This is a genomic window from Desulfonatronovibrio magnus, from assembly GCF_000934755.1.
Classification (GTDB): domain Bacteria; phylum Desulfobacterota; class Desulfovibrionia; order Desulfovibrionales; family Desulfonatronovibrionaceae; genus Desulfonatronovibrio; species Desulfonatronovibrio magnus.
On sequence record NZ_JYNP01000071.1, the window covers coordinates 1 to 22,068 of the forward strand.

At 44.1% G+C, this 22,068-nt stretch carries 19 protein-coding genes; all 19 read right to left on the reverse strand.

Annotated features, from left to right (window positions below; translation table 11 throughout):
* Positions 1-224: hypothetical protein (locus LZ23_RS08495; RefSeq protein ID WP_157493148.1), on the reverse strand; the 224-nt coding region annotated here is incomplete at its 3' end.
* A 37-nt stretch (positions 225-261) separates the two neighbouring features.
* Positions 262-1,209: a transposase gene (locus tag LZ23_RS08500; RefSeq protein WP_045213307.1), complete on the reverse strand. Its 948-nt coding sequence runs from the start codon at positions 1,207-1,209 to the stop codon at positions 262-264.
* A 193-nt stretch (positions 1,210-1,402) separates the two neighbouring features.
* Positions 1,403-2,032: an HAD family hydrolase gene (locus LZ23_RS08505; protein ID WP_045213309.1), complete on the reverse strand. Its 630-nt coding sequence runs from the start codon at positions 2,030-2,032 to the stop codon at positions 1,403-1,405.
* 44 nt (positions 2,033-2,076) lie between these two features.
* The gene (locus LZ23_RS08510; RefSeq protein WP_045213311.1) at positions 2,077-2,763 is read right to left on the reverse strand and encodes a cyclase family protein; all 687 of its coding nucleotides are present in this window, start codon (positions 2,761-2,763) and stop codon (positions 2,077-2,079) included.
* On the reverse strand, positions 2,753-3,664 hold the full coding sequence (locus tag LZ23_RS08515; protein ID WP_045213313.1) for an NAD-dependent epimerase/dehydratase family protein: 912 nt from the start codon (positions 3,662-3,664) through the stop codon (positions 2,753-2,755). Before LZ23_RS08515 ends, LZ23_RS08510 begins: the two co-directional genes overlap by 11 nt.
* The gene (locus LZ23_RS08520; protein WP_045213315.1) at positions 3,664-4,593 is read right to left on the reverse strand and encodes a phosphoglycerate dehydrogenase; all 930 of its coding nucleotides are present in this window, start codon (positions 4,591-4,593) and stop codon (positions 3,664-3,666) included. The genes LZ23_RS08515 and LZ23_RS08520 overlap by 1 nt, the downstream gene beginning before the upstream one ends.
* A 7-nt stretch (positions 4,594-4,600) precedes the next feature.
* Positions 4,601-5,371 carry an HpcH/HpaI aldolase family protein gene (locus LZ23_RS08525; RefSeq protein ID WP_045213317.1) on the reverse strand — a complete coding sequence of 257 codons (771 nt, stop codon included), beginning with the start codon at positions 5,369-5,371 and terminating at the stop codon, positions 4,601-4,603.
* A complete protein-coding gene (locus tag LZ23_RS08530) occupies positions 5,368-6,060 on the reverse strand; it encodes an acylneuraminate cytidylyltransferase family protein (RefSeq protein ID WP_045213330.1) in 693 nt (230 codons plus the stop codon). Before LZ23_RS08530 ends, LZ23_RS08525 begins: the two co-directional genes overlap by 4 nt.
* A gap of 122 nt (positions 6,061-6,182) precedes the next feature.
* Complete coding sequence (locus tag LZ23_RS23375; RefSeq protein ID WP_157493149.1) at positions 6,183-6,329, reverse strand: hypothetical protein; 147 nt, start codon at positions 6,327-6,329, stop codon at positions 6,183-6,185.
* Positions 6,301-6,627 carry an FAD-dependent oxidoreductase gene (locus LZ23_RS25490; RefSeq protein WP_045213318.1) on the reverse strand — a complete coding sequence of 109 codons (327 nt, stop codon included), beginning with the start codon at positions 6,625-6,627 and terminating at the stop codon, positions 6,301-6,303. The genes LZ23_RS23375 and LZ23_RS25490 overlap by 29 nt, the downstream gene beginning before the upstream one ends.
* Entirely contained in the window at positions 6,624-7,151 is a 528-nt protein-coding gene (gene rfbC / locus LZ23_RS08540; RefSeq protein WP_045213319.1) for a dTDP-4-dehydrorhamnose 3,5-epimerase, read from the reverse strand. Before rfbC ends, LZ23_RS25490 begins: the two co-directional genes overlap by 4 nt.
* On the reverse strand, positions 7,142-8,068 hold the full coding sequence (locus LZ23_RS08545) for an NAD-dependent epimerase/dehydratase family protein (RefSeq protein WP_045213320.1): 927 nt from the start codon (positions 8,066-8,068) through the stop codon (positions 7,142-7,144). Before LZ23_RS08545 ends, rfbC begins: the two co-directional genes overlap by 10 nt.
* Positions 8,065-9,708 carry a lipopolysaccharide biosynthesis protein RfbH gene (gene rfbH / locus LZ23_RS08550; RefSeq protein WP_198145939.1) on the reverse strand — a complete coding sequence of 548 codons (1,644 nt, stop codon included), beginning with the start codon at positions 9,706-9,708 and terminating at the stop codon, positions 8,065-8,067. The genes LZ23_RS08545 and rfbH overlap by 4 nt, the downstream gene beginning before the upstream one ends.
* The gene (locus tag LZ23_RS08555; protein ID WP_045213321.1) at positions 9,695-9,973 is read right to left on the reverse strand and encodes a hypothetical protein; all 279 of its coding nucleotides are present in this window, start codon (positions 9,971-9,973) and stop codon (positions 9,695-9,697) included. The genes rfbH and LZ23_RS08555 overlap by 14 nt, the downstream gene beginning before the upstream one ends.
* Positions 9,974-9,976: 3 nt before the next feature.
* Positions 9,977-11,077, reverse strand: coding sequence for a CDP-glucose 4,6-dehydratase (gene rfbG / locus LZ23_RS08560; RefSeq protein ID WP_045213322.1), 1,101 nt, complete (start codon positions 11,075-11,077; stop codon positions 9,977-9,979).
* Positions 11,078-11,860, reverse strand: a complete 783-nt coding sequence (gene rfbF / locus LZ23_RS08565) for a glucose-1-phosphate cytidylyltransferase (RefSeq protein ID WP_045213323.1) — start codon at positions 11,858-11,860, stop codon at positions 11,078-11,080.
* 46 nt (positions 11,861-11,906) lie between these two features.
* Entirely contained in the window at positions 11,907-16,361 is a 4,455-nt protein-coding gene (locus LZ23_RS08570) for an FkbM family methyltransferase (RefSeq protein ID WP_045213325.1), read from the reverse strand.
* 5 nt (positions 16,362-16,366) lie between these two features.
* Positions 16,367-19,060 (reverse strand): O-linked N-acetylglucosamine transferase family protein, encoded by a 2,694-nt coding sequence (locus tag LZ23_RS08575; protein ID WP_045213326.1) that lies wholly within the window; start codon positions 19,058-19,060, stop codon positions 16,367-16,369.
* Positions 19,061-19,164: 104 nt separating this feature from the next.
* Positions 19,165-22,068: beta strand repeat-containing protein (locus LZ23_RS08580; RefSeq protein WP_232300444.1), on the reverse strand; the 2,904-nt coding region annotated here is incomplete at its 5' end.

Here is a 22,068-nt window from a genome sequence, read left to right on the forward strand (position 1 = left end):
GCATCAACGGCCATCCAGTGGATCTCATCCAAGTTTATGCCAGTACCGATACCTGGTAATGCCAGATATCTATATGGTGCGCCTCGGGATACCAGTTCTGCAAGAGTCTGGTTGAAACTTATGGCTGGTTTTTTGTTTGCGTTTTGGACATAGAAGCCAACAGTTCCGCCGTGAGCCAGTAGAGTCAAAGACTGCAGAAGTGATCCCAGATTTAGATCAGGCAAGGCTTTATTCAAACCAGCATTTTTAACTGGGCCTATATTAAGTTTGTCCCAGTCTTTTCATTGAATACAAACCCTCCACCCCGCCAACCGGAGTAAATTTCCTTGTATCCTTGGACCCCAGCAAGTGCTTGACCTGGTCAAACACCTCCTGAACAAAGTCTTTGCCTCCGATCACCCCGGAATCAGTAAAATACCGGCATCTGTACCTGAACCGGTCAGTCCTGGATATTTTAAAGCCTTTCTTTCTGGCTTTTTCCACGATCTTTGGATCAATTCCTCTTTTCACTGACCCCTGTCCCCTGACTCCTGACTCCTGGCTTTCAGCTGCTCCAGTCTCATATACAAACTGCCTGTACCTGCGGACAATCTCCTTGGGATCAAACACGTTCCATTCCTTCATCCCAAAGTCTATGGACAGCAGGCCGTCTTTATTCCCGGTCTGGGTATGATATCCCAAAGAACACCAGCGGTAGTCTTCCGGTTTCTTTACTATCCCGGCCCGGATAGGGTTGAGATCCACATAAGCCAGAAGATTAACCAGGCTTAACCCGTCCTGAACAATCATACTCTTGAATCTATCCCCCCAAAAGAATCCCCTGCGGTTATACTTCTTATTGAAATACCTGGTGAATCCCTGCTTGATGTCCTTCACATAAGCCCCCAGGTTGGTCAGCCTCTTGCGGTAGTCGGATATAAGCACCCCGGTAACATTAAGCTCATCTCCATAATATTTCTGCAACCTTTCCTTGATTTCATCATCCGTAGGATCAGACTCTGGATACATGCGGATTACCAGGTGGAAGTGGTTGCCTAAAAGTGCGAATCCCAGCACATCAACAAAGTAGAGTTGACTGAGCTTTTTGATCAGGCCCAGCAGAAAGTCATTGTCCCTGTCCTTGATGGGCAGTCCCTGAAGAGCTGTTCTGGATATTACATGGTAGATGCTGGGCTGATTATCCCGGATAAATCTGGCTATTCTGGGCATGGTGGACCTCCGTGAATGCTTGTGGTTGCTGGGTTGAGAGGAATGTAGCTAATTATGGTGAAACAGTCAACTTAAAGAACCTGTCCCCAATTTCTTCTATTATGGTGAAACAGTCAACTTAAAGAACCTGTCCCCAATTTTTCCAATTCCGGTGATTAGTGCTTTTTTCATGTTTTTATGATTCTGTATAAGGTTAGTCATTTAAAGTAACTTCTTTTTTTACCCACGTGTCTTCAGGAAAAGGAGAAGTGGTTTGCTCCTTGACTATTCCAAGGAAATTTAATCCTGTTTCTTGGGCTGCACAGTAGTCAGACATGGCATCTCCAATAAAGAGGCAATTGTTTGATGCCAGATTATGTTTAACTATCATTTCAGAGACTATGGCTGACTTTTCTTTAGGAGAACCATGTACTTCAAGAAAATATGTGGTTAAATTTTTGTGCTGAACTATGTATTTTATTTCATCATCTGGAGTTCCGGAAGCGATAAAACATGGAGTTTGATCTGAATTTAATGATTTCAAGGTTTCAATAGCTCCTGGTATGAAAGGTGATTCAATCACCCCTTGTAAAGCTAATTCGGAAAATTTATTGCCGAGCAAATCAAGTTCTTTTTGTGAAATATCCATATTTAGGATATTTCTATAATAATGCTCAAATTTTTTGAATCTCGACATCCCCCCATTAGCTAAATGAAAATCAACAACTTGTCGTTCCACTTTTGGACCATACTGGCGGAACATGGCGGCAAAAGCTTTAGTTTTGACATGCACAGAGTCTAAAATCACACCGTCAAAATCAAAAAATACTGCTTGGTATCTCATAGTATGCTTTCTGCGTGGTAAGGATTGAAGGGTTTATCAAATGATCAAGATATCATAGCAAAAACTGTGCACGGAGCCCCATCTGCATTAAATACCTGCAATGGTGCGATTACTACACTCGATATCTGGCATTTGCTATCGATAATGCTTAAGTCCATATCTTCAAGGGGTAAGATGAAGTGTTCATTGTCCAGAAAAGATTTATGTGCCTTTCTTCCAAGATTCCTGTTGGAAAAAGATGACAGAGAAATGCTGTCAAAGCCCATGACTCTGAGGTGTGGGGTTTTTTCTCTGAGGTAATCCGACAGATCGGGTTCAAATCCGGGGTTGTTTTGCCAGTAAACATCCTGAGAACGATAGTGGCTAAAACCGGTCCTAATAAATAAAAATTCAACATTATCAGGGATATTATGGTGTTCAAGAAGGTTGTGGGTGATGATTTGGCCTGGCTCTACAGGTGAAATATCAACTACATGGATATTATTGGATATAAAGAAACCGGGATCAAAATCTGTCAATGCAGGACCAGTATTGGTGAAATGCCTCGGGAAATCAATATGTGTACCCATGTGATTTGAAAGATACCACTTTCTGGTATTACATGAGTCACCACGAGATATCAGTTTGTCTTCTTGATCCTTAAATGAACTTCCACCTCCATAGGACGGGGCTTCGGGATGAAGAGGGTAGGATAAGAGTATCCAGCTGGGTCTGCAATTTTTAGCCGTCATTTACAAATACACCAAGCTGGCTGGATTTTTCCCTATGTATACTTTCATAAATATCTGCCATGCATTGTAAAAGACCCTGTCCCATGTCAACATGCGGATTGCTGGTAAGTTTCATGCCGAGCTTTGGACTGAAATTGTACGGGGTAATCCGGTAATGTGCTTTTCTAGTTGAGGGTGAAATTTTAATTTCAACGCTATTCCCTAACATTTCATTGATCATCTCAAGAAGATCAGCGTAGCGCATTTTCTCTTTTCCGGTCAGTGTAATATAAGCATTTTCGTACTGCGCATCTAAAATTCTGACACTACTCTGGGCAGCATCCCAGACATGGATAAATTCACGCAGTTCGTCTCCAGTTCCCTGATAAGCGATTTTTTTATTCTTCAAAGCCTGCTTTACGAGCTTGTATATACTGTTTCTATCATCAGCACGGGGTCCGTAAAGGGAACCATAGCGAAGACAAGTATATTTTAAACCATAAAGTTCATAGTAGTTTTCGATAAAAGACTCGCATGCCTGCTTACTGGTTCGGTAAAAGTAACCTGCATCACTGTACACATAAGAAGAACTGGCAAAGACAAATCTTTTGATATCTGACTTACGACATGCTTCAAGCAAATTAACAGTTCCCACAACATTGATCTGCGCGGTATCGACAGGTTTAATTTTACATTCATCAATGTCTGCTATGCCAGCGAAATGATATACGATATCTTGATTTTTAACAATTCTGTCAAGGTGTTGAAGGTCCATCAGATCGCCGACGGACATTGCCTGGTCCTGACGAAGATATGGTGATTCAGTCCTGTCAAAAACTGTAACCTTGTGCCCGGCATCACTTAATGCGTCCGCCACATGACTTCCTAAAAAACCAGAGCCTCCTGTTACCAGGATATTCATTACAAAACTCCCGCTTTTTTCAGTTGAGAAATAAGATTGTTGGCAGCTTGTGTTTCCATCATAATTCGGGCTTCCTTGGCATATGAGCCTATATGTGCAGTCAAGAGCACATTATCAAATTTTTTAAGTGGACCTGTATAAGGTTCATTTTCAAAACAATCCAGCGCAGTTCCTGCAAGCTGTTTATTAACAAGAGCATCATGCAGTGCATCTTCATCCACCAGCCCACCTCTGGCCGTATTTATCAGAAATGAGCCGGGTTTAAATTTTTTAAGGCGTTCTTGATTTATGAAATGATGGGTATCTGTTGAATATGGCAGATGCAGTGAAACTATGTCAGATACAGATAATACTTCTTCAAGTTCTGCCATTTGAATATCTTCGTGAGTCTTGCACGCAGGGTCTGTGCCGACAACTGTGCAACCGAAGTTTTTTAGGTATAAGGCCAGTTTTGAACCGATCCGGCCACATCCGATAAGGCCCACGGTTTTGCCATATAGGAGTTGGCCCATGGGTCTAGTCCATTGAGACTGGCGGATAGAAGCATCGGAGGTGTGGACCTGACGAAGCAAAGTCAAAATCATTCCTACAGTTAGTTCAGCTACAGGAATAGTCGGGGCGTCCGGTGTGTTGGTTACAGAAATGTATAGTTGCTTAGCTGTATCCAGATCGACTGAGTCCATGCCAATTCCGGCTCTGGCTATTGCCTTGAGACCGGTTGCCTGTTGTAAAACACTTGCTGTCAGGGGCTCCACCCCAGCCAGGATAGCTATAGGCTTATGTTCGAGAATAAGATCAAGGACTTCTTGTTCGGTCAGTTTACGTTCCAGAGGATTCAAAACAACATTTAAGCCGGTCTGTTCTATAATTTTAAGTGGTCCGGGGTCATTTTTTGCAAATGATGATGTTGTAATAAGTATATTACTCATGGTGTCCTTATGTCAGTTTCGCAGATTTGATTTTTTCACGACAATGATTGCCCAGAAAAATAATATCAAGGCTGAAAGCCAGAAATTTATAGCCTTGCATTTGCTTTGATTCTAATTCGTCAATATTTGGTTGTATTATATGGAAGCCTGATATGGCGTTTTTTTTGGCTGAAACTTTCTGGATATGTTCCAGAGCATCTTGAACATCGGGATTTTCAAACTGGCCGGGTACTCCAAGCGATCCAGACAAGTCATAAGGGCCGACAATAAAACCATCTACACCCGATACACTCAGTATATCTTCAAGGTTATTAACCGCATCAATATGCTCAACCTGCACAATGACAATGCTGTTTTCCTGGTTCCATTTTCGGTAGCCTTCGAAATCCTGTCCGTATTTCTGAGCTCTTGCCAAGCCGACCCCCCTGAATCCTTCAGGCGGATATTTAACTGAAGCCACAGCCTGCTGGGCTTCAGTTTTCGAATTTACCATTGGAACTATTACACCATGTGCTCCGCTATCCATAACCCGTTTAATGATGTTGGGCTGATTATGTCCTACTCTAACAAGTGGAGGTACACCGCATAAATCAATCACTCGTATCATATCCTGGGCTATATCCAGGGTGATAGCGCTATGCTCCATATCTATGACAAGCCAGTCAAAACCTGCCTGGGCCATAATTTCTGCTACAACTGTACTACCGATAGTGATCCATGAGCCAATCGTACACTCGTGATTTACTATTCTTAGCTTCAAGTTTTCCCTGGTAGTCATGGCAGCTTCCCAACAGACTTTAGATGATAAATGGCTTCAGCAAGCTGAAAGTCAGATTCTTCATCAATATCTATGGCTTCAAGAGGATCGACCTCAAACATTTGTGGGGTTAAGCCTATTCTGTTATTATTAGCTCTTACGAAAGACTCGCGTGAGAAAATATAAAAGTTTGAATTTTCCTCAAAGACGGGTGGCAAGTCTTGAGTTCTTTCCAGTTTTGAAGGGTCGTGGTTGATTGGTTTACCTGACTCCCAGTACAACCTGGTTTGCAGCTTTGTTACAGAAAAGAGGGAGTCATAGCGGTCAAGGCCTTCAAAGTATTTTTGGATAGCTCTTTCAAGAGTAGCCTGAGATAAAAGGGGATTCGTGCTATGGGTCTGTAGGAAATGTTCTCCGTCTGTTACTGAAATGTCATGTGCAATAATGTCGTTCATAGGTACAAAATCGCCTCTAATGCTTTCTGGGCGATTAATGATGTGAACTTTAGAAAAGTGTTTGGGGGCTTTTTCAGAAATGATCTCACTGTCCGTATTAATTACAATGCTACTAATAAATTTTGAATCCTGTAATACTTGAGCTGCATGGTGATACAGTTGTTTTCCGTTGAAATGCCGTATGTTCTTGTTGGAAACACGTTCGGAGTGACCCTTCATGGGTAAGATGGCAGTAATTTGATCAGAGATAATCATAATAAATATTTCTGGTAAGTAAGTTTTTTTTCGGTGCATATCTTCTAAAATAAATTTGACAAATCAAAGTCGCTTATGTTTTTAATTTTACTTTCTGAATTGAATTAACTCTCGGCTTATCCTTACTTATTGTTATGTGATCTGCGAATTGTTTCCATAATCTCTGCCATTGCATCCATCATTGTATCGATCATTTTGCAAATGGAATCTTCGGCCAATTCCCCTGTGGATCTAATTTTATCAATCACCAGGACCATCAGCCGCTGCATGGCCTCCAGCAGGGTCAGGTCCCTCACCCCCTCGCAGAGGCGTGGAAGAGGCTGCCACATGCGTTACCGGAAGGAGATGAAAATGTAGCGTTCCATTACCACTGTCACAGAGGGATTTCAAATTCAGTGAATGACAGATGGATTGCTTTATCAAATCTAAACCCATCAATTTCAAAATTTCCATAAAGCCCCCCCCCCAGTCTTCATCCTTTTCAAAGACTATACTTTCGATACCCCTTTGTCGGAGATGATATGCCGCTGAGATACCGGAGATGCCGGCTCCAAGGATAGCTATCATAAACACTCTTTAAATTTTTTAAAAGAATTGTCACGTTGAGAGACAACAGGCTTTATCAAGCCCCAGTCAAATCCAAAACTGTCCCACCTTACACCGATATCATGTTCTGGAGCGTGGACTGTTGTGGTCAGATACACCACAGTCGCGGTTTCAGAGAGGGTCAGGAAACCATGAGCGAAGCCCTTGGCCATGTATAATGATTTGGCGTTTATGTCTAACAATGTTGTGGAAAAATACCGGCCAAAACTGGGCGAATCCTTTCTGATATCAAGGGCCACGTCCAGGATCTCGCCGTCAGTCACGTAAACGAGCTTGGCATGATCGTGTGGCGGCTTTTGAAAATGCATGCCGCGCAATACGTTCTTCTTTGATACGGAATAAAAGCTTTCCTTGAAATCAGTATCCAGGCCATGTGCAGCAAAGGTATCTGCATGGAAAGTTTTTATAAAAAGCCCACGTTGATCCTGAAAATTCCTGCACTGTATTTCGTATACTCCCTGCAGATTCGTAGGAATTATCTCCATGTTTCATTCCTTTTTGCGTAATACCTGATTGTTTTTTCCATTCCTTCGTGGATGGAGTGTTCAGGCTTCCAGCTCAAATCCTTTCTTGCCCTGGAAATATCAGCAAAAACAATGGAGATATCAAATTCGGATGGTTTGCCCCATGTTTTTTTTACCGAAGTGCCTAATTGTTGTTCCAGAATGGAAACAACTTCCCGGACACTAACGGGAGACCCTGAACCGATATTGAAGACCTGGTGCTTCGGCTTGAATGCGTGGATAACGTTCAAAGCCTTGAGGTAAGCATCAATAATGTCTGCGGAGTAGACAAAATCCAGTTTTTGCAGTCCATCAGACAATTCCATGGTTTCTTTTTTTAAAGCTTTCTGAATAAGCATGGGGATCAGCTTGGCGTTATCCTTTTCTCCATAAAGCGAAAACAGCCTCAATGTCATGGTGGATATACTGCTGGAATATGTGACCAGGATATTTTCAAAGGCCAGCTTAGTTTTGGCGTAAAGGTTGAATGGTTTGAATGGCGCATCTTCCCTGACCGGCAATACAGAACAATCATATTCAAAGAATGTCCCGGTGTTAATAAAACCTTTAAGGCCGTGCCTAATACCACATTCAATAATTTCAACCGGAAAGGTGACATTGGAGGCGATCATTTCAGAGACTTCTTTCCCTTTGTCGAACTTTCGGTAAAGGGTTGCCAGGTGAATCACCACATCAATGGGCTGATCCTTGAAAGCGTGTTCCAGGGGATCTTTATCAAGGTCATAGCTTTTTACATTGTCTATCAGATGGTTGATACGCCAGGCATCGGAAAAGGACCGTTTCAGGATAACCACCTGGTAATTATTGTTCAGCAGTGCCTCCAGCAAGTGACTGCCGAGAAAACCGGTGGCTCCGGTGAGGAGGATGGTTTTCTTCATAGATTTTCCACAAAACTCCGAATCGTGTTCACCATATACTCAACCACTTCTTGCTTCATCCCCGGATAAACACCAATCCAGAAACTGTCGTTCATAATCTTGTCTGTCACTGCCAGTTCGCCCACAATCCTGAAATCCACACCTTCCTTCAATCCCATGAAACAGGGATGGCGGGTGATGTTGCCCGCGAACAAATTCCTGGTCTGGATATTGGCGGCTTCGAGGTGTTCCACGATTTGGTTTCTGGTGAACGGAACACCATCTTTTAACGTGAGGAAAAAGCCGAACCAGCTGGGGTCACTGCCCGGGGTGGGTTCGGGAAGGTGGAAGAACCGGTCCAGATCAGCCAGGCCGGATCGCAAAAGATTAAAATTTTCCCTGCGCCTGGCCGTGAAGGTTTCCAGCTTGTCCAATTGAGCGCAGCCTATGGCAGCCTGCATATCTGAGGGTTTCAGGTTGTAACCGAAATGGCTGTACACATATTTATGATCATATCCAAAAGGGAGTGTGCCGTGCTGACTGGAAAAGCGGCAGCCGCAGGTATTGTCCACGCCACTCTCGCACCAGCAGTCGCGGCCCCAGTCGCGCATGGAAAGGATAATTTTTTTAAGAAGATTGTCGTTGGTATATACAGCCCCTCCTTCTCCCATGGTCATGTGGTGGGGCGGATAAAAACTGGAAGTGCCGATGTCTCCCCAGGTTCCAGTGTATCTGCCCTGGTATTTTGAACCAAGGGCATCGCAATTGTCTTCGATGAGCCACAGGTTATGGGCATCGCAAAAAGACTTGACCGCTTGAATATCAAAAGGGTTTCCCAGAGTATGGGCCAGCATTACCACTTTGGTTCTCGATGATAAAGCCGCTTCAAGCTGGGTCACATCAATATTGAAAGTGGCCAAATCCACATCCACGAAAACCGGAACTGCACCGTATTGAATAATCGGGGCCACAGTAGTGGGGAACCCGGCGGCAACCGTGATGACTTCATCGCCACGGCGCATGGCTTTATTTTCTAAGAGAGGTGAAGTCAGGGCCATGAAGGCCAGTAAATTGGCTGAGGAGCCGGAATTGACCAGGAAAGCGTAGTTAATGCTTAGAAATTCTGCCAGGCGTTTTTCAAATTCCCTGGAATATCGGCCATAGGTCAACCAGAACTCCAGAGAAGAATCCACCAGGTTGCACATCTCAGCTTCATCAAAAACCCGTCCGGCATAATTAACCCGCGAAACACCCGGGGTAAAGGGAGCGGAAATCTTGGGCTTGTGAACAGACTGGTAAAATGTAGACACCATAGTACGGCTGAGGCTTTTGAGTAGTTCTTGAATTTTTTGCTGATTCAAGCGGGCAATACCAGTCCGCATAAAACTATTTTCATCTATTGTAAGCAGCTTATCTGTTCGAATGACGCTGGTATCTTTAATCCATCCGGAATCCAGATCGCTACGCTCCACCAGAACCGCAACGGGTACATGACGATATCTGTCAATTTCCGTGGTCATGTAGGCTACTGTCAAATCACGTCCAACTCCTGTCATTGAATTATCAAAAACAATGACTGCCGGCCTGACTTTGGAGCCTTTGGCATTGGTGTAGGGAAATTCCATGAGCACAATTTCCCCGATCCTGTTATCTGAGTCCAAACCAGTCCTCCCAATCTACATCAGCGTCTTCATTCGTATCAAAAAAAGCGCTGACGCCTATTGTCTTGAACTCATCTTCGGTCCAGTTGGGCATTTTGTATTCCATTCCATCTTCGGCAACAATTTCAAATCTGCCGTGCACATCCTGAGTTTTACCCACCGGCAGGATAATGATCTCTATTTTAGAGCCAAAGTTCTTTGGTATATTTAATTTTATATTCCTGTCTGTTTCAGTCAGGGAAAATGTCTTGCGTATCGCTTTCATGATCTACCTCCTTGCCCAGCAGATCTGTTTTTGTTTTGCGTAACTTATATATTCTTTGAGATTATCTGAGGTAAGAATCAGACCCCGGTCATAAAAAGATTTATACCAGGATATTGTTTTGTTAAAGTTGGAATCTGTACTCCATACCGGCTTCCAGTCAAGTCTTGATCTGGACTTTGAACAATCCAGTTTGAGCAGTCCGGCTTCATGAGGCTGGCTCGTATCATGCTTGACATCATATTGAACATGGTCCCACTGCCCCTGCATTGCCTGTACAACTTCGAGCACGGTAATGCTGTCTTCATCTCCAGGTCCGAAATTCCAGGCATCCGCACACTTAGCATCACCTTCCAGTAAACATTGCCCCAAAAGCAAATAACCGGACAAGGGTTCAAGTACATGCTGCCAGGGGCGGGTGGCGGATGGATTGCGAATGATGAGTTTCCGGCCCTGACTTGCGGCTGTTACCAGGTCCGTGATGATCCGATCCTCTCCCCAGTCGCCCCCGCCGATAACGTTTCCGGCCCGGGCGCTGGCAAGCAGGGTCTGGTGGGATCTGCCATATTGATCAGGATGAAAAAATGAGTTGCGCCAGCTTGAAGTGACCAGTTCTGCGCAGCCTTTAGAGGCACTGTAGGGATCATGCCCGCCCATGGGATCTGATTCGCGGTAGCCCCAGACCCATTCCCTGTTTTCATAGCATTTGTCAGATGTAATGTTGACTATGGCCCGGACGGTATCGACTTTGCGGCAGGCTTCAAACAGGTGGATCGTGCCCATGACATTGGAAGAAAAGGTTTCAACCGGCTGCTTGTAAGAAAGCCGAACAAGGGGTTGGGCCGCCAGATGAAAGACTATTTCGGGTTTTGTTTTCAGTATTGCCTTGCTTAATGCCTGTGGGTCACGGATATCGCCTATAATAGAGCGCATGGGCAGGTTAAGTAGTTTGAAATGGCTGGGATCGGTATCCGGTTCCAGAGCGAATCCAGTTACATCCGCACCCAGGCAGGTAAGCCAGAAGGCCAGCCAGGAGCCTTTGAATCCGGTATGCCCGGTTATAAAGATCTTTTTGTCTCTGTATATATCAGCAAACAAAACGTCCATCTACCAGACCTTCCATGGGGCTTCGCCCCTGTCCCACATGGCATTGAGCTTTTCCATATCCCGCAGGGTGTCCATGCAATACCAGAAGCCTTCATGCCTGTAGGCCATAAGTTGATGTTTTTGAGCAAGCGCTTCCAAAGGACCGTGTTCCAGGTCACAGTTTTCATCTTCAGTTAGGTAATCAAATATGTCTCTGTTAAAAACGAAAAAACCACCGCTGATCAAACCATTATCTCCAGAAACTTGGGGTTTTTCCTGGAAAGACCTGACCATTTGATCGTCCACCAGAAGCTCTCCAAACCTTGCAATGGGGCGTACTCCGGTCACAGTGACCATCTTGCCGTGAGAGTGATGGAATTCAAGCAGTTTGTTTATGTCCACATTTGCCACGCCGTCACCGTAAGTGAGCATGAAGGTGTCGCCTCGTATGTACTTTTCCACACGTTTCAGTCGGCCACCTTTTAGAGTGTTTTCCCCGGTGTTAGACAGTGTTATCTTCCAGCCGCATTCATCATGACAATTATGCATATTGATTGATTCAGGTCTTCCCAGTTCTATGGTGACATCATTATTCATGGTCTCATAATGAAGGAAAAAATCTTTGATCATATCGCCTTTGTGACCAAGAGTGAGTACAAATTCGTTGTATCCAAAATGAGCGTATATTTTCATTATATGCCAGATGATGGGCTTGTTACCAATGTGAACCATGGGTTTCGGTTTAAATTCGGTCTCTTCCCTAAGTCTTGTCCCGAGCCCTCCACAAAAAAGTACTGTTTGCATACCCTATCCCCTGAAAATCCTGCTAAATAATGCTTAAATTAGATATCTAAGAGAATTGCTGGAGTTTATTTGCTACTTCTTTATCAATAAAATTGTAGTATTTTTTTAAATAGTCCTTTATATGCGACAAGCTTATTGTATTCATGAATATATCATCTGGCAAAAACAATAGACATCGCTGACGATCTCTTGCTGTATGCATACGGTATGTTTCATCTGTTTTCATGTCAACATCCTTTTCCAAATAAATAGTGTTTTCAAATTGATGAATAAGCAGAGGCTCTGAAGTGTAATATGAATTTTTGTAGCATAGTGCACACAAAGCCATAGAAGGGTAAACATTGTTTAAATTTAAAAAAATATCTCTAACCTTTTGTGAATTGATATGGACACAGCCAGAAAGGCAGCGACTAAGTTGAAAAATATCTAAAAAATTATTAAAATTGTCATTAATATTGTACCGTATATCATTTCTTGGTCCGTATAAAAAAACTTTGTCACTTTTTATCATGTAAGTAATGTTTCTGCATTTTGCAAAATCAACCCTATATTTGTCAATAATTGTTTTAAATTGAAATAAAGCATTTGGAAAAAAGAAATCGTCATCACTAATCCAAGCAATATATTTACCTTTGGCTTCAAATAATAATTTTTTTACATTGTTAACAATACCAATATTTTCAAGATTTGTCCAATATTTGAAATCTATATACTTTGAACTAGGGCAATACTTGCTCAGAAAATCAGAAGTGCCATCTATAGAATTGTTATCACTTACAATTACCTCTGTTTTGTAGAGTAAGTATTCAACTGCTGAGTCTATAGAAATAAGGCATCTTTTAAGGTCCTCTACCCTGTTGAAAGTAGGGATGCATATTGTAAAGATGGGTTTGTCTTCATTGATTTTGATTTCCTCGTTGATCTCACCCCACTTAGAAATATTTGCATTTTTATGCTTAGTTTGTATTGATACCGGGGGGGTATGTAATTTTGATTCAGGCTTTTTGACATGTTGATCTTTAACCATACCAAAATGCGATTCAGAAACTCTCCTAATAAGACATAAGCCATAATTATAAGGTAAATGAATCAGTTCTATATCAATATTTTTACTTTTTAAATGATCCGCTATAGTCGCTAATGTCCCTTTCAACTTAAACCTGTTATCTATAGAGTCATGCAAGGCCAGGACAGCATTCTGCTTCAATCTCTCAACGCATTGAGTTATATGATTAAGAGAAAACTCCTTACTCATGGTCGGCATGCTGAAGAAATCAAGGAAAGCGAAATCAATACCTTCTTTACACTCCTCCCAGACCAGGTTTGCGTCACCGTTGATAAACTTGACAACCTTCTTCTCTTCTTCGCTTAAAAGGTAACTGAAATCACTTGTATCACAAGTGATAAGCGAACCACCTGTCTCATGTGCTGCTCTGGCAAGCACAAAAGATGACCTTCCAAATCCAATTTCTACAACTTTTAGGGCATTCAGTCCTCTGGCAATAGAGTACAGGGTAAGCAGGTGCTTGGATGTACTGTATCTGTCATTGAACCAGCGCATCATTGTCTCATCAGGGATAAATCCCTGGTAGTTCAAATCACGTAAAAGCTCAGCGTGGCAGTGCATTTTTGGGCCTGGGCCGGTGCGTCTGGTAGTCATAGGTGCTTGGTTCATGGTACTACTTTGAGTAATTTGTTGTTTGGTATTTAAGTTCAGCGGGACCTGCTTCCACTTGAATCTCAGAACATCCCAGTTTTGTCTGGGCAACTCTGTGATTTTTTGAGCCATTTTCTGGGCATTAACTTCCTTTGTACTCCTGTCCAGGTCGCAGTCAGCCGTATGCTGGGTGCAGAGAATGTCTTTGCAGGTTATTTCCCTGATTCCTGAATGGTTCAGCTGATACCTGAAAAGTGGATCATTGTAGCCGTAGTTGCCAACCATATCCTCATCGTATCCACCTACTTTCCAGTAGTCTTCTATGGATACAAGCATGGTGCCTCTGGTACTGATATTATCCTGCCTGGCAAAGCTGTAATAATAACCACTGCCTTTATCCGGAAGGCTGCACATTTTTTCAATCTCAGAGCGTTCAAATGTCTGATCCATGTCGCAGATCAACATCCATGGTGTTGAGCATACCGTAGCTCCTAAATTTCTGATTCCTGGAATATTCCATGGTATATCTTCTTCGACACGGAAAAGACGCATATCTAGCCTGCTCAGATCGAAATTTTTTAAAATATCTTCTGCAGGAACGTTGGACCCGTCATCAAGTATCTGGAATTTTACAAGGTCAGCATACTCCGACCATTTGTTTATATGCTTTTCTATATGCTCAGCATCATTGTAGTAAGACAGGGAAATAGTGATCTTTTTGTAGTCTGCAGGTGACAGTGCTGCTCGCTTGGCAGGCCGGGCAATTCCTTCACCATGAGGCCGCCACTTAAAGAATGAATTGTCATTGGCGTTGTCCTTAATAACTGCATGCTGCAGATCATACTTCCAGGCTATATAGGGAAAGCTCATCTGGTCGCGGCGGCTGTGGTTTTCAATTTCCTGCCACCAGGCATCCATGGCTGAAATGATCTCTGGCTTGTTGTGTCTGCGCAGGAGCGTGTTGCACTGAGGTATCGGCTGTTCGTCTGGCAGTCCCTCTTCCCGGTATTTGTTCAGCTGCTGATAAAGTACTTCGGAAGAATCTTTTTTATAAAATATACAAGCCTGAACCTCGGCTTCCAGGTTTGGTCGCTTGAAAGGGTGCCTGAATACAGCCATGTCGTGTTCGGACAGTGTCTGAGCTGCAAGTGGCCGGACGTCCCCAATGATGCGCATATTGGCATCAACCCAAATGCTGATGTCATAATCTCCGACGAATTTATGGGGTAGAATTTTGGGCTGCTTGGCCCTGCGCATGGGATCGTTGGAGTGTTCCGGCAGGGGGAGAATTTTCCAGACTTCTGATTTGGTTTCAGGATTATCGGTAAAGCAGATATAGTCCACTCCGGGTGTGATATATTCGGGATCGCGCAGGACTTCGTAGTTGCCTGCTATGGCTGTGTAGACAACAATCTTCTCATGGCTTGACGCGGCAATTTGTTGTTTAACCGGGGTATCCAATTGCACCTCGGGTATGTCTGCTAGGTCAACGCCTGCAATTTCCGCCCATACTGCCGGATTCAGGTGGTTTGGCCCCAGCATTTTGTTTTCCGGCTTGATGACTATATTTTTCCCCATACGCAACAGATGCAGGGCAAAACGTCTTTCAAACTCGATCTGGCGTTCTTTGTTCTGGTGCAGGGTTTTCAGAAGGCCAAGGTCACGCTCACCTGAAAAGTAGCCTGAAAAGGAATTCAGTGTAAGAAAGGATTCGGTACATCTGGCAACAATCCAGTTCTGGGCCACGGTTTCAACAGGAATCTGATCGTGTTCAGGCAAGGGCGGTAGAAAAGGCAGATCGTATTCAAATGGCTGGCCTTCCTGGGTTGCCTTTACCAGAACCTGTAAGGTCATGGCTGCACGGTGACGTTCGCCTATAGCGTATAATGCTCTTGATAGAGACATTACCAGCCAGGCGGGTTTATTCTCATTTCCAAAAATATTTATCAGAGACGTGGCAGCTTCCTTGGGTTGATCTGCACAAAGGCGGTTTAATGCATTTATATAGTCTTCGTAGTCTGCATCTTTACTGTTACTCAACCAAGTTGGCATCAGCTCGGCAGTCCATGGTAACATGCCAAGAACATCCGGCCATTCTTCATCTTTTTGCAACTGTATGCTTTGCAGCAATCCAGATATTGCCAGTTCATACTCATGTTCGGATTTGATGGCTACCAGGTTAAGTGTATACTGATCCGGCTTTGTTTCTGCTGTTTTGGCCAGTTTAGCATTGGCTGGAAGGAAGCGGCAGATATGGTAGCCCATTGATTCCAGAGCAGGTATGACATCCCCGGCATTGGCTGTAGAAAAGATGATTATTGGGTTATTCTGAGAGAAGAACTCTCTTCCACCTGATATTATTTTGCCCTCATGACCATTTATATCGAGCTTGATTAATTCTACATCAGGTCGCCCCGACTGATTCCACCAGGTGTCCAGAGTAATCTGTTCAATGCTGTCTCCTGGGATGGTTTGGCATAATTCTGGTGTGGTTTCTTGAGTAAGCGAAACCCGGCTATCATTGTCTGACAGAGCCTTATCTACAATTTCAAGGTTATCAGGCTTTCCTTGCTCCAAATACTTTAACACTTCAGGGTTAGGTTCAAAGGCAAATATTTTTCCTTCAGTGCCAGTTAAGTGAGCCATAGTTCTGGCGTACACCCCATAACAAGCCCCAATATCCAGACAGTTCATGCCAGAGCGTACAAACCTGCGCACAAACTCCATCTCACCTTCAAACCAGTCTTCCTGCTCCAGAAGAACGTAAGATGTCATGATATCCAGGTCAGCAGGAACAGTTACTTTTACGCCGCCTTTGATTATTATATTCCATATATTGTTCATGAAAGCTACTCTTGGTTATTTGTTTGTTTCAGGTTTTCTGCTAATTGGCAGGCCTTAGCGTAATTATGCTGAAACTCCTGATTGTATGGCTGGAGTTGTATAGATGCTTTGATCTTATCCAGACCTTCGAGGCTGCCTTTTTGAAGCTCTAACAGGCCTAAGTAGTGCGTGGCTTGAGGGTGAAGCGGGGAGTCTTCAAGGATGGTCTGGTAGCACTCTAATGCTTCGTCCATGCGGCCTTGCTGGTGCAGGGACATGCCTTTGCTGAGGACTTCACTTAATTGTCCGACTCTGTTTTGCTCGGCCTTCTTTTCCATGATTTCCATGTGTTTTTGGAACGGTTTATGCTCAGGTTTGGAATCTACAGCTTTGCGCAAAAGTTCAAGGGAATCCTGGTACTTGCCGCGTAACCCTAAAATCATTCCCTGACCGTAGAGTACATAGGGATTGTCAGGATCTTGAGCAGCAGCTTGTTCGTAAAAATCCTGTGCGCGGTCCAGTTTGTCCTGATTTAAATAGTAGTCCGCCTTTTCAAGCAGAACCTGAACAGAAGTTTTGGCTGTAGCAGTTTGAGCATCTTCAAGAACCGGCACTTCAATGTGATTTGGGGGTAACTTTTGCTCAAAACGCGAGTAAGCCATTTCAAAGGCTTTCTCTAAATGTCTTACAAACCTGCCGGGATTATAAAGGGGAGAAGTATATCTCGCCTGGAGAAGGCGGTCTTTCATTTCTCTGCGTTTTTGAGGGTTATTACCCAACTCAATGGCTGTATCCCTAAACTGGTCTACAGTAGAACAGGCAAGTTCAGGAAGGCCTAAGGTGTGTAGCATGCCTCCAGCTACCCGGGACATCATGGTTTCACCCATATAGCTGACCATTGGGACACCGCACCATAGGGTATCTATAGCTGTAGCACCTGAATTATAGGGCCAGGAGTCCAGAGCCACGTCTGCCAGCTGCAGTCTGGCCAAGTGCTCGGTGTGGGGGCGATGCCCAGCGAAAAATATTCTGTTCTCGGGAAGGCCAAGCTCCAAGGCGGCTTTTTGCAGGTTTCCTGTAGAAGCCGGGTGCTGGTTATACAGCCATAATACCGAGCCTTCTACGGAAAGAACTATCTTGATCCAGGTTTCAAAGGTTTCGCGCGTAATTTTGTAGTGCCCGTTGAAGGAGCAGAATACCACGGCATTGCCCGGCAGGTTCTCGACTATCCGTGGCGGTGGCGGCGGAGCTTCTCGCTGGGTGTCAGCCGGGAAGCAGAAGTCGGGCATCCAGATGACTTTTTCCGCGAAGTACTGCCTGTTCCGGGCTGGTATGGTATGCGGATCAGCAAGAATATAATCGGAAATACCTTCACCAATGGTCCCGATAAAACCCAGCCAGCTCATCTGAACCGGAGCAAGCCTGTGCCGGAAAGACCAGCAGCGGGTATCTGTAGTATCACCCTGTAAATCAATGATGATATCAACATTTTCTTGTCTGATAGTTTCTACAAGTTCTGTTTCATTCAATTTCCGTACTGGAATGACCTTATCAAAAGCAGACAATACCCGGCGTCTCCAGAAAGACTCGTGTTCATCGGTTACGTCGAAGGCAATCAATTCATATTGTGTGTGATCATGGCGCTCTAAAACTTCCATGATCAACTGAATCACCGGGTGCTGCATGAAGTCGGCGGACATGTAGCCGACCTTGAGTTTTCTTTGATTTCTCGGTTCACGTTCAGATACAGATTCAGGAGGTGGATCAGTTTTGGCAAATCGTGTTACAAATTTATTGGCAAGCTTCAGATGGTCGGCATCTGTGATTCCAGGCCAGGAAAGTCCTTTCCATAATCCAGGCGGATTGATTCTTTCATTGCTGACAGCATCCATGTACTCAGGAACAAGTTTTTCGACCTTGCTCCACTGACAGCTTTCCTGGAATATGGCCAGCATATCGTATATTTTGCTTTCATACAGATCAGGATTACGCTCTACAAGCTCATCAAGAAGCTTCTCAGCGGCATTGTACTCTTTGAGCTTGGTGGCCATACTGATAAGGCGCTGCACATCATTGGGTTTGCTTTTGTCTACGCCTTTGTAGGCTTGCTCCAGATAGTGATAACTTTTGGGGTCTTTTGCCCGGTCGCATAGCTGACAAGCCAGCATGAGTGAATTGAAGTCGTCCTCTTTAATTTCAGGAATTTCACTGATCATTTCCCTGGCCTGGGCATCTTCGCCTTGATCGAGCTTCATGGCGATACGGGAAAGTGTTAGCGAAGGGTCTTCCGGAGTAAGTAACGCCCAGATATCAAGCACTCTGTCCAGTACTTCTTTGTGATTATGGAACCTGGCTGCCTTATATGCAGACTTGATGGGTTCAACGCGAGATTTAAGGTTGGGCCGATCTTTTTCTATCTTGGCCCAGTATACGTTGAATGCATCAAGGTTGCCACACATGGCACTGGCTATTAGCTGATTGCGCCAGACATCTTTAATAAGGGGATAGCCTTTATCAATGGCTTTTTGAAGGAATTCCAGGGCTTCCTTACCTTGTCCTTTCTCAAGCGACAAGCAGCCCATGGCATGGAGAACGTAAGGGTTGTTAGGTTTTTGTTCGGCTAATTTTTCCAGCTTGAGAATAGCGGATTTGTTCCCGATCTGAATTTTTTTAAGGAGGGAGTCAACTTTACCAGCAATGGGACTTTTAATCTTTTTCATAGATATCAGGAAGGATTAAAATGAAAAAACCCTCCCGACCACAGAAGCCGGGAGGGTTGTTTATAGGTCAGTTAATAGCATTAACGGTTAGCTGTTAGCTGGAGCTATGAGAATATGATGTCGTTAACATCATCCGGGTCAGATATACCCTGTAGTTCAACTACCTGGTCTGCACCGGTAAAAGCCGCACCTGTTGCAAACATGTTTCCTTGTGTAACGTCCTGCATGAACAGATAGACATCTGTGCCAAGGCTGAAGAGAACATCTTTGCTTGCTTCTAAGTTGTTATCGAGCTGTGTAAGAGCATTTTCAAGAGCATCCTCACCTTCAAAAGAGGTGGTTACGTAGGCATGAGTAACTGTATAGGTTGCTTCGACACTTCCATGAAAAACTTGCGATCCAGATTCTCTGAAGTAAAAAGTAGCAATATTATCTTCTACATGCACTGCATAGTCATCTCCCCAAGTTACGGTTACAGTATGCGCAACTGATGCTCCAATACCTTGATTTTGAGTGACTGCTCCATGGAACCCTGTAGCAGCTGAGGCCATGGCGTTTTCAGTAGCCCCACTATCATTACCTCTGAAGATTTCATTGTTAGTTGTAGCAACATTGAAGTCTTTGATGGTGTCTACCATATTATCTTCATCAAAGGCAGAGTATGCAGCACGACCGAAGATGAAGGTGTCGTCACCGGCACCACCGGTGATCTCTGAGCCTTTTGTTGTGCCTGTTCTCCAAACAGCGATGGTATCATCTCCGGCACCTGCATCAACGGTCACAGCGCCATCTGAGGAGAAGATGTAATCTGCGCCACCACCGGCTACGATGTAGTCATCACCTGCGCCAGACTTGATGGTATCGGCACCAGCACCACCAGTAATCGTATCGTTACCTGCACCAGTAGTAATATACAGCTGATCGTAGTTATCCAGATCAGAGGCATCTACTTCTACGCCTAAGGTTCCAGCGCCTGCACCAGCCGCAGTAGCTTCAAGGCTGACCATGTCTGTATCGCCGAGATTCAAATCACCTTTCAATGTGTAGTTAACAGTATCTGCTGAACCTGTGATTGTGAAGGAGTCACTCTTATCTCCGCCAGTCAGGTTGGCTACAAAGTCTTCGCCGGTGGCTTCGATTGTTCCTAGTGTATTATCTTTCGTGATTACTCCTGTAAAATTCAGGGTATCACCTACTTCGATTGTGCCATTATATGCAGCAGTACCAAAAACACCGCCTGCATCAATAGTCACGTTCTTTCCGGTTACACCTGTCAGTGTGAAGTCTCCAAAGGTGTCATTGAGGTCGATGCTTACATTGCCGGTACCTGCTTTGATAGAGCCAAGATTTACATCCCCGTCGATGTCAACTTCGTAGGTGATGTTCTTGTCTTCTGTCTCAGTATGAGATACCGCCAGGCCGCTTAAACCGTCTGCAGTAACTGAGATGGCTGCATCATGGTCATCGGCACCCAGAGTTCCGAGGTTAGCTTCACCAGAACCTGTCAAGGTGACATTTTCGATGCTTTCGTATTTGTTTTGGGCAGTAAATGTTCCAGCAGTATCTACTGTAAGGTCGATCAGTCCTGCCTGTGAACCTGTCAGGGTAAAATCACCACCTGCATCAATCTGCAGATCAGTCATCTTAGCGGCGCTAAGACTGATATTTTGAGCTTCCTCTCCAGAAGTAAACACACCGGAGGTTGCTTCAGCAGCACTTATTGTTGCACCTGACATGGCACCTTCAATCTCAGCTTCAACCGAAGTGGCCTTATTGGCTGTGATTGTGCTGGTATAGGTCATTTCTTCACTTACAGCGATATCCAGGCTGGAGGTATTGGCCAGTTCAACAGCCACACCATTGGACTGATCATCATCAGTAGCTGTTACATTTACCTGTGTGGTACCACTGTGGTCAGAAGTAAGTTTTCCGCCGGTATTGGCACCTTTCAGATTAATGTCCAGGTTGGCATCTTCCATGCGGATGAAGTTGGCTGTACCTGAAAAATCCTTGGTGGCCTCAAGGGTTTCTATACCTTCGGCGTATCTGGCACTAAAGTTGAGAGTTCCAGTAGTACCTACTGCTATAGTCTGAATGTTATCCATATCATACTGAGTATCGGCAGTTGTTCCTGAAAGGAGCAACTTGTCATCACCTTCTCCACCATCAACCTTAGCATTTGCTCTAAGATCGTCAAGTGTTGCCCTGATGACGTCATCTCCGCTGCCGGTCAATACTGAGGTCATGCTAGAGGCGCTTGCAAGCATAATATCCAAATCACCTGCTGATTCAGAACCGTCAAATGTCTTTAAAGCAGTACTTACACCAGTAATTTTCAGAGAACTGCCGCCTTGTACATTAATTGCTTCTACAGAATTTGAATTCTGATGAATTACGTTGTCACCAACAATGGTCAGGTTGAGCTCTTCTATTCCTTCTGTATTAAGAGTTACTGCGGCTTGAGATGTCTTGCCTTCTTCAACTGTACCCACATTTTCAAGCACTACATCCTGCACATCTGCATCACCCTTGGTCACATCAGTTGCATATCCGATGGTCATGGTACCGGATGCCTGATCTTTGATGGTAATAGTTGCATCTGTATCAGCAAGATTTGATAGAGTTACAGCTCCGTTTGAAGCATCAATTATATAGTTTTCAGCATCTTCAATTTTAGCAGCTGAAAAAGTACGAGTTGTTGATCCTTCATTACTCAACTCAACAGTTTCAACATTTTTCATGAAGCCATCACCGGAAAATCCTGTGAAGTTTCTGTTCATGGATACCTGCAGTGTGTCGGAACCTTCACCACCATCAATCTGGTCACCAGCATTCAGTGTGGAAGTGCTGCCTACTGTTCCGATAATCGTGTCATCATTTTCAGTGGTCTGGAAGCCTTCTTCAGCCTCTGGTCCAACCACATCATTATCAGTAGTAAAAGTGCTGATAAATGCAAAACCCAACATTATCACATGCTCCAGTGGACAAATAACCGCCTTTTGTGTCCA

Excerpts from the sequence above, each read along its gene's own strand:
- LZ23_RS08520 (WP_045213315.1), bottom strand. The coding sequence starts at position 4,593 with ATGAGTAATATACTTATTACAACATCATCATTTGCAAAAAATGACCCC.
- LZ23_RS08525 (WP_045213317.1), bottom strand. The coding sequence starts at position 5,371 with ATGACTACCAGGGAAAACTTGAAGCTAAGAATAGTAAATCACGAGTGT.
- LZ23_RS08515 (WP_045213313.1), bottom strand. The coding sequence starts at position 3,664 with ATGAATATCCTGGTAACAGGAGGCTCTGGTTTTTTAGGAAGTCATGTG.
- LZ23_RS08505 (WP_045213309.1), bottom strand. The coding sequence starts at position 2,032 with ATGAGATACCAAGCAGTATTTTTTGATTTTGACGGTGTGATTTTAGAC.
- LZ23_RS23375 (WP_157493149.1), bottom strand. The coding sequence starts at position 6,329 with ATGCAGCGGCTGATGGTCCTGGTGATTGATAAAATTAGATCCACAGGG.
- LZ23_RS08575 (WP_045213326.1), bottom strand. The coding sequence starts at position 19,060 with ATGAAAAAGATTAAAAGTCCCATTGCTGGTAAAGTTGACTCCCTCCTT.
- LZ23_RS08530 (WP_045213330.1), bottom strand. The coding sequence starts at position 6,060 with ATGATTATCTCTGATCAAATTACTGCCATCTTACCCATGAAGGGTCAC.
- rfbG (WP_045213322.1), bottom strand. The coding sequence starts at position 11,077 with ATGGACGTTTTGTTTGCTGATATATACAGAGACAAAAAGATCTTTATA.
- rfbC (WP_045213319.1), bottom strand. The coding sequence starts at position 7,151 with ATGGAGATAATTCCTACGAATCTGCAGGGAGTATACGAAATACAGTGC.
- LZ23_RS08545 (WP_045213320.1), bottom strand. The coding sequence starts at position 8,068 with ATGAAGAAAACCATCCTCCTCACCGGAGCCACCGGTTTTCTCGGCAGT.
- LZ23_RS08510 (WP_045213311.1), bottom strand. The coding sequence starts at position 2,763 with ATGACGGCTAAAAATTGCAGACCCAGCTGGATACTCTTATCCTACCCT.
- LZ23_RS08555 (WP_045213321.1), bottom strand. The coding sequence starts at position 9,973 with ATGAAAGCGATACGCAAGACATTTTCCCTGACTGAAACAGACAGGAAT.
- LZ23_RS08500 (WP_045213307.1), bottom strand. The coding sequence starts at position 1,209 with ATGCCCAGAATAGCCAGATTTATCCGGGATAATCAGCCCAGCATCTAC.
- LZ23_RS25490 (WP_045213318.1), bottom strand. The coding sequence starts at position 6,627 with ATGATAGCTATCCTTGGAGCCGGCATCTCCGGTATCTCAGCGGCATAT.
- LZ23_RS08570 (WP_045213325.1), bottom strand. The coding sequence starts at position 16,361 with ATGAACAATATATGGAATATAATAATCAAAGGCGGCGTAAAAGTAACT.
- rfbF (WP_045213323.1), bottom strand. The coding sequence starts at position 11,860 with ATGCAAACAGTACTTTTTTGTGGAGGGCTCGGGACAAGACTTAGGGAA.